Raw genomic sequence first — 6,661 nt, forward strand, 5'->3', positions numbered from 1 at the left:
CCACCCCGTTACCAGTCCTCGCGAACCACGACGCGGGTCTTGACCGGAAGCTTCATCGCGGCCAGGCGCAGGGCCTCGCGGGCGATGTCTTCGTTCACGCCGTCGATCTCGAACATGACGCGGCCCGGCTTGACCTTGCAGACCCAGCGATCGACCGAGCCCTTGCCTTTACCCATCCGAACCTCGATCGGCTTGGCGGTCACCGGCACGTCGGGGAAGATCCGGATCCAGACCCGGCCCTGACGCTTCATGTGGCGCGTCATGGCCCGGCGGGCGGCTTCGATCTGACGGGCGCTGACGCGCTCGGGCTGGGTGGCCTTGAGGCCGTAGGTTCCGAAGTTCAGATCGGACCCGCCCTTGGCGTCGCCCTTGATGCGGCCCTTGAACTGCTTGCGGAATTTCGTGCGTTTCGGTTGAAGCATCTGTCCGTCTCCTTACCGGTCGCGGTCGCGGCGGCCACCGCCGGCACCACGGGGGGCAGGACCGTCCTGAAGCTCCTGCGCACGGCGATCGCGCGCCTGCGGGTCATGCTCCAGGATTTCGCCTTTGAAGATCCACACCTTGATGCCGATGATCCCGTAGGGGGTCGACGCCTCGGAGTGGGCATAGTCGATGTCGGCGCGCAGCGTGTGCAGGGGCACACGGCCCTCGCGGTACCATTCGGTCCGCGCGATTTCCGCACCTCCCAGACGGCCCGCGACGTTCACCCGGATACCCAGGGCGCCCATGCGCATGGCGTTCTGCACGGCCCGCTTCATCGCGCGGCGGAAGGACACCCGGCGCTCGAGCTGCTGTGCGATGGACTCGCCCACCAGCGCGGCGTCCAGCTCCGGCTTCCGGACCTCGACGATGTTGAGGTGCAGTTCGCTGTCGGTCATCTTCGCCAGCTTCTTGCGCAGGACCTCGATGTCCGCGCCCTTCTTGCCGATGATGACACCAGGACGCGCGGTGTGGATGGTCACACGGCACTTCTTGTGCGGACGTTCGATGATGATGCGGGCGACACCGGCCTGCTTGCACTCTTCCTTGATGAATTCGCGCATGCGGACGTCTTCCAGCAGAAGATCGCCGTAGTCCTTGGTATCGGCGTACCAGCGGCTGTCCCAGGTGCGGTTGACCTGGAGGCGCATGCCGATCGGATTGACTTTCTGACCCATTAGGCTTGCTCCTCGATCTGGCGGACCTTGATGGTCAGCTCCGAAAACGGCTTCATGATGCGGCCATAGCGGCCACGTGCCCGGGGACGCCCGCGCTTCATGATCAGGTTCTTGCCCACATAGGCCTCGGCGACGATGAGGTCATCGACGTCCAGGTTGTGGTTGTTTTCGGCATTGGCGATCGCGGACTGAAGGCATTTCTTCACGTCCTCGGCAATCCGCTTCTTCGAGAAGGTCAGGTCCGTGAGGGCCTTGTCCACCTTCTTGCCGCGGATCAGCTGAGCGACCAGGTTGAGTTTCTGCGGGCTGGTGCGAAGCATGCGGACCTTGGCCATCGCTTCGTTGTCTGCCACGCGGCGGGGGTTCTTTTCCTTGCCCATGACTTACTTCCGCTTCGCTTTCTTGTCGGCCGCATGACCATAATAGGTCCGGGTCGGGGAGAATTCCCCGAACTTCTGACCGATCATGTCTTCGGAGACGTTGACGGGAACATGTTTCTGGCCGTTGTAGACGCCGAACGTCAGGCCCACGAACTGGGGCAGGATCGTCGAGCGGCGCGACCAGATCTTGATGACTTCGTTGCGGCCCGATTCACGCGATGCTTCGGCTTTCTTCAGCACGTAGGCATCGACGAAGGGGCCTTTCCAAACAGAGCGAGACATAGCTTAGCGCCCTTTCTTCTTGGCGTGCCGGGAGCGGATGATAAGCCGCGAGGACGCTTTGTTCTTGTCACGGGTGCGCGCACCCTTGGTCGGCTTGCCCCAGGGGGTCACCGGATGGCGGCCACCGGACGTCCGGCCCTCACCACCACCGTGCGGGTGATCGATCGGGTTCATGACGACACCGCGGACACTCGGGCGGATGCCCTTGTGGCGCATGCGGCCGGCCTTGCCGTAGTTCTGGTTCGAATTGTCCGGGTTCGACACGGCACCGACGGTGGCCATGCACTCCTGACGGACCATCCGCAATTCGCCCGAGGACAGGCGGATCTGCGCATAGCCGCCGTCACGGCCGACGAACTGGGCATAGGTGCCCGCGGCGCGTGCGATCTGGCCGCCCTTGCCGGGCTTCAGTTCGATGTTGTGGACGATCGTCCCGATGGGCATCCCCGAGAACGGCATCGCGTTGCCCGGTTTGATGTCGACCTTTTCGCCGGCGATGATGCTGTCGCCCACGGCCAGGCGCTGCGGCGCGAGGATATAGGCCTGCTCACCGTCCTGATAGCGGATCAGCGCGATGAAGGCGGTCCGGTTCGGATCGTATTCGATCCGTTCGACGGTGGCCGTCACATCGCGTTTGCTGCGCTTGAAATCGACGATCCGATAAAGGCGTTTCGCCCCGCCGCCCTTGCGGCGCATCGTGATCCGTCCGGTGTTGTTCCGGCCGCCGTTCTTCGTCAGACCCTCGGTGAGGGCTTTGACGGGGCGTCCTTTCCAGAGCTCCGAACGGTCGATCAGCACCAGCCCGCGCTGGCCCGGCGTCGTCGGCTTATACGACTTGAGTGCCATGCTTTCTGTCTTCCGTTTAGCTAGCGATCCCCTGCCCCTCCGGGCGCGAAGACCTATGTGATAAGCCCCCCGAAGGTGGCCGGTTGTATAGGGCCCCGAAGGTCCCCGGTTCGATGGCGGGTCGAAACCCAGCCTGCGGCCTGCGCCGTGCGCGAAGGGTCTTTCACCCCTCGCGAACGTCCCCGCAAACCAAAAGCAGAGCCCCGGACGAATCCGGGGCCTTGCGGATGGGGTCGTTTAGAACCGCTACGCCCCGGGGTCAACCCCGACCGCCCCTCTGCAGGAGGGTTTGTGGGATCGTCCTCGCGCAGACGATCGACCGCCCCGAAAGCGGACGGCCCCCCGCATCTCTGCGAGGGGCCGACTGATGTCTTCTGGGTGGGGTTTCACCCCGCTAGGGCCGATCAGAGACCGGTGGTCACGTCGATCGTGTTGCCCTCTTCGAGCGTCACATAGGCCTTCTTCACCGTGTTCCGCTTGCCCAGCTGGCCGCGGAACCGCTTGACCTTGCCCTTGGTGACGGTCGTGTTCACGGCCTTCACCTTCACACCGAAGAGCGCCTCGACGGCCTCCTTGATCTGCGGCTTGTTCGCGTCGACTGCCACTTCGAAGACGACGGCATTGGCCTCGGAGGCCATGGTCGCCTTCTCGGTGATGACCGGCTTGCGGATCACGTCGTAATGTTCTGCCTTCGCGCTCATTTCAACCGAGCCTCCAGTGCTTCGACACCCGCCTTCGTGATCACCAGCGTGTCACGCTTGAGGATGTCATAGACGTTCGCGCCGACCGAGGGCAGCACGTCCAGACCGTCGATATTGGCGGCGGCCTTGGCAAAGCCTTCGTTGACCGCGGCACCGTCGATGATCAGCGCACGCTTCCAGCCGAGCGCCTTGACCTGCTTGGCCAGGGCGTTGGTCTTGCCCTCGGATTCCGCCGCGTCGATGATGACCAGCGAGCCTTCCTTGACCTTGGCGGACAGGGCATGCTTGAGGCCGAGCTTGCGGAACTTCTTGGGCAGGTCATGGCCATGCGACCGCGGGACCGGACCCTTGTAGATGCCGCCCTTGCGGAAGATCGGCGCGTTCCGGTCACCGTGGCGCGCGCCGCCGGTGCCCTTCTGGCGATAGATCTTCTTGGTCGAGTAGGAGGTCTCGGACCGGGTCTTCACCTTGTGGGTGCCCTGCTGCGCATTGTTGCGCTGCCAGCGGACCACGCGGTGCAGAATGTCGGCACGCGGTTCCAGGCCGAAGATCTCGTCGCCGAGATCGACGGAACCGGCTGACGAGCCGTCCAGTTTGATCACGTCGAGTTTCATTCGTCGCCTTCCTTCTTCTCGGCGCCGTCGCCCTGATCCTCGGCCTTGTCGGCCTCGATGTCGGCTTCGGCCTCTTGCAGCGCGGCGGCTTCCTGGGCGGCCTGCTCCTCGGCCAGGCGCTGTGCTTCCGCTTCGGCCTCGGCGGCGGCTGCGGCTGCGGCCTCCTCGGCGGCCCTGGCGGCTTCCTCGGCGGCGGATTTCAGCGCGGCGGGCAGGATCGCGTTCTCGGGGAACGGCTTCTTGACCGCATCCTTGACGGTGACCCAGCCACCCTTGGACCCCGGAACGGCGCCCTTGATCATGATCAGCCCACGTTCGCTGTCGGTCTTGACGACCTGCAGGTTCTGCGTGGTGACACGGACGGCGCCCATATGGCCCGCCATCTTCTTGCCCTTGAAGACCTTGCCCGGGTCCTGACACTGACCGGTCGAACCATGCGACCGGTGCGAGATCGAGACACCGTGCGTGGCACGCAGACCGCCGAAGTTGTGACGCTTCATGGCACCGGCGAAGCCCTTGCCGATCGAGGTGCCGCAGACATCGACGAACTGACCTTCAAAGTAGTGGTCAGCCGTGATCTCCTCGCCCACCTTGATCAGGTTGTCGGGATCCACGCGGAATTCCGCGATCTTGCGCTTGGGTTCCACCGAGGCGGCGGCGAAATGGCCGCGCATCGCCTTGGAGGTGCGTTTCGCCTTGGCCGTGCCCGCGCCCAGCTGGACGGCGGTGTAGCCATGGGCCTCGGCGGTGCGCTGAGCGACGACCTGCAGCTTGTCCAGCTGGAGAACCGTCACGGGCACCTGCTTGCCGTCTTCCATGAAGAGACGGGTCATGCCGATTTTCTTTGCGATGATACCGGAACGCAGCATCTAAGTTGCCTCCCTTACACCTTGATCTCGACATCCACGCCGGCGGCGAGGTCGAGCTTCATCAGCGCGTCCACCGTCTGCGGGGTCGGGTCCACGATATCGAGCAGACGCTTGTGCGTCCGGATCTCGAACTGATCGCGGGATTTCTTGTCGACGTGCGGCCCACGGAGAACCGTGAACTTCTCGATCTTGTTGGGCAGCGGGATCGGGCCACGGACCTGAGCGCCGGTGCGCTTCGCCGTGTTCACGATTTCCTGCGTGCTGGTGTCCAGGACGCGGTAATCGAATGCCTTCAGCCGGATGCGGATTGTTTGACCAGACATGTCAATTCAGCCTTCTGCGGCGTTTGAGTTGAGAGGAGGAAGCAGGACCACCCTGCCCCCTCGTCGAACCCGTTTCGGGCCAGGCTCGAGACGCCCCGGAGACGATCCGGGGCCCTTGTCGAGCGTTTGAGCCCTGTGTCGTGCCCCGGACCTGATCCGGGGCCGCCCCGTGCGGTGCAACGAGGCCTTTTCTTGTCCAGGCCGGGGGCCTGGCGGTCACGGGTCGGGCCCGGGACATGCCCCCGCCTCGCGGGACCCCGGAGCGCGTCCGGGGTCGTCGCGGGATCGTCAGATCACTCGACGATCTTCGAGACCACGCCCGAACCGACGGTCCGGCCGCCTTCGCGGATGGCGAAGCGCAGCCCGTCTTCCATCGCGATCGGCGCGATCAGCTCGACCGAGAACTTCAGGTTGTCGCCCGGCATCACCATCTCGGTGCCCTCGGGCAGCGTCACGGTGCCGGTCACATCCGTCGTGCGGAAGTAGAACTGCGGACGGTAGTTCGCGAAGAACGGCGTGTGACGGCCGCCCTCGTCCTTGGTCAGGATGTAGACCTCGGCCTCGAACTTGGTGTGCGGCTTGACCGAGCCGGGCTTGCAGAGAACCTGGCCCCGCTCCACGCCGTCACGGTCGATGCCGCGCAGCAGCGCGCCGATGTTGTCGCCCGCCTCGCCGCGGTCCAGCAGCTTGCGGAACATCTCGACGCCGGTGCAGGTCGTCTTCTTGGTGTCCTTGATGCCGACGATCTCGAGTTCGTCGCCCACGTTCACCACGCCACGCTCGACGCGGCCGGTGACCACGGTGCCGCGGCCCGAGATCGAGAACACGTCCTCGATCGGCATCAGGAACGGCTGGTCGACGGCCCGCTCGGGCTGCGGGATGTACTCGTCCACGGCCGCCATCAGCTCGCGGATCTTGTTCTCGCCGATCTCGGCATTGTCGCCGTTCATCGCCGCAAGCGCCGAGCCGGCGATGATCGGAACGTCGTCGCCCGGGAAGTCGTATTCCGACAGAAGCTCGCGCACTTCCATCTCGACGAGCTCGAGAAGCTCCTCGTCATCCACCTGGTCGACCTTGTTCAGGAAGACGACCATGGCCGGAATGCCGACCTGACGGCCGAGCAGGATGTGCTCGCGCGTCTGCGGCATCGGGCCGTCGGCCGCGTTCACCACCAGGATCGCGCCGTCCATCTGCGCGGCACCGGTGATCATGTTCTTGACGTAGTCGGCGTGGCCGGGGCAGTCGACATGCGCATAGTGACGGTTGTCCGTCTCGTATTCCACATGCGCGGTCGAGATGGTGATCCCGCGGGCCTTCTCTTCCGGCGCGCCGTCGATCTGGTCATAGGCGCGGAAGTCGCCGAAGTACTTCGTGATCGCCGCCGTCAGCGTCGTCTTGCCGTGGTCGACGTGACCGATCGTGCCGATGTTGCAGTGCGGCTTGCCGCGTTCGAACTTTTCCTTTGCCATGATTGGCCTCCTTTGTCGGG

10 protein-coding genes are annotated in these 6,661 nt (G+C 64.6%); all 10 read right to left on the reverse strand.

All coding sequences use genetic code 11. The annotated features are described in order from the left end of the window. Nucleotides 1–8 precede the first annotated feature (8 nt). Nucleotides 9–422 carry a 50S ribosomal protein L16 gene (rplP, locus tag OB2597_RS11875; RefSeq protein ID WP_009805812.1) on the reverse strand — a complete coding sequence of 138 codons (414 nt, stop codon included), beginning with the start codon at nt 420–422 and terminating at the stop codon, nt 9–11. Nucleotides 423–434: 12 nt separating this feature from the next. Then, nucleotides 435–1,157 (reverse strand): 30S ribosomal protein S3, encoded by a 723-nt coding sequence (rpsC, locus tag OB2597_RS11880; RefSeq protein ID WP_009805813.1) that lies wholly within the window; start codon nt 1,155–1,157, stop codon nt 435–437. Further along, complete coding sequence (rplV, locus tag OB2597_RS11885; RefSeq protein WP_009805814.1) at nt 1,157–1,537, reverse strand: 50S ribosomal protein L22; 381 nt, start codon at nt 1,535–1,537, stop codon at nt 1,157–1,159. The genes rpsC and rplV overlap by 1 nt, the downstream gene beginning before the upstream one ends. A 3-nt stretch (nt 1,538–1,540) precedes the next feature. Continuing rightward, entirely contained in the window at nt 1,541–1,819 is a 279-nt protein-coding gene (rpsS, locus tag OB2597_RS11890; protein WP_009805815.1) for a 30S ribosomal protein S19, read from the reverse strand. A 3-nt stretch (nt 1,820–1,822) separates the two neighbouring features. Beyond that, nucleotides 1,823–2,665, reverse strand: a complete 843-nt coding sequence (gene rplB / locus OB2597_RS11895; RefSeq protein ID WP_009805816.1) for a 50S ribosomal protein L2 — start codon at nt 2,663–2,665, stop codon at nt 1,823–1,825. 404 nt (nt 2,666–3,069) lie between these two features. Then, a complete protein-coding gene (locus OB2597_RS11900; protein WP_009805817.1) occupies nt 3,070–3,366 on the reverse strand; it encodes a 50S ribosomal protein L23 in 297 nt (98 codons plus the stop codon). Continuing rightward, nucleotides 3,363–3,980: a 50S ribosomal protein L4 gene (gene rplD, locus OB2597_RS11905; protein ID WP_009805818.1), complete on the reverse strand. Its 618-nt coding sequence runs from the start codon at nt 3,978–3,980 to the stop codon at nt 3,363–3,365. The genes OB2597_RS11900 and rplD overlap by 4 nt, the downstream gene beginning before the upstream one ends. Beyond that, the gene (gene rplC, locus OB2597_RS11910) at nt 3,977–4,849 is read right to left on the reverse strand and encodes a 50S ribosomal protein L3 (protein WP_009805819.1); all 873 of its coding nucleotides are present in this window, start codon (nt 4,847–4,849) and stop codon (nt 3,977–3,979) included. Before rplC ends, rplD begins: the two co-directional genes overlap by 4 nt. A gap of 14 nt (nt 4,850–4,863) precedes the next feature. After that, complete coding sequence (rpsJ, locus tag OB2597_RS11915; protein ID WP_009805820.1) at nt 4,864–5,172, reverse strand: 30S ribosomal protein S10; 309 nt, start codon at nt 5,170–5,172, stop codon at nt 4,864–4,866. A 293-nt stretch (nt 5,173–5,465) separates the two neighbouring features. Continuing rightward, nucleotides 5,466–6,641 (reverse strand): elongation factor Tu, encoded by a 1,176-nt coding sequence (tuf, locus tag OB2597_RS11920; protein WP_009805821.1) that lies wholly within the window; start codon nt 6,639–6,641, stop codon nt 5,466–5,468. Nucleotides 6,642–6,661 lie beyond the last annotated feature (20 nt).

Origin of the sequence: Pseudooceanicola batsensis HTCC2597, assembly GCF_000152725.1 — a bacterium.
In the GTDB taxonomy this organism is placed as follows: Bacteria; Pseudomonadota; Alphaproteobacteria; order Rhodobacterales; family Rhodobacteraceae; genus Pseudooceanicola; species Pseudooceanicola batsensis.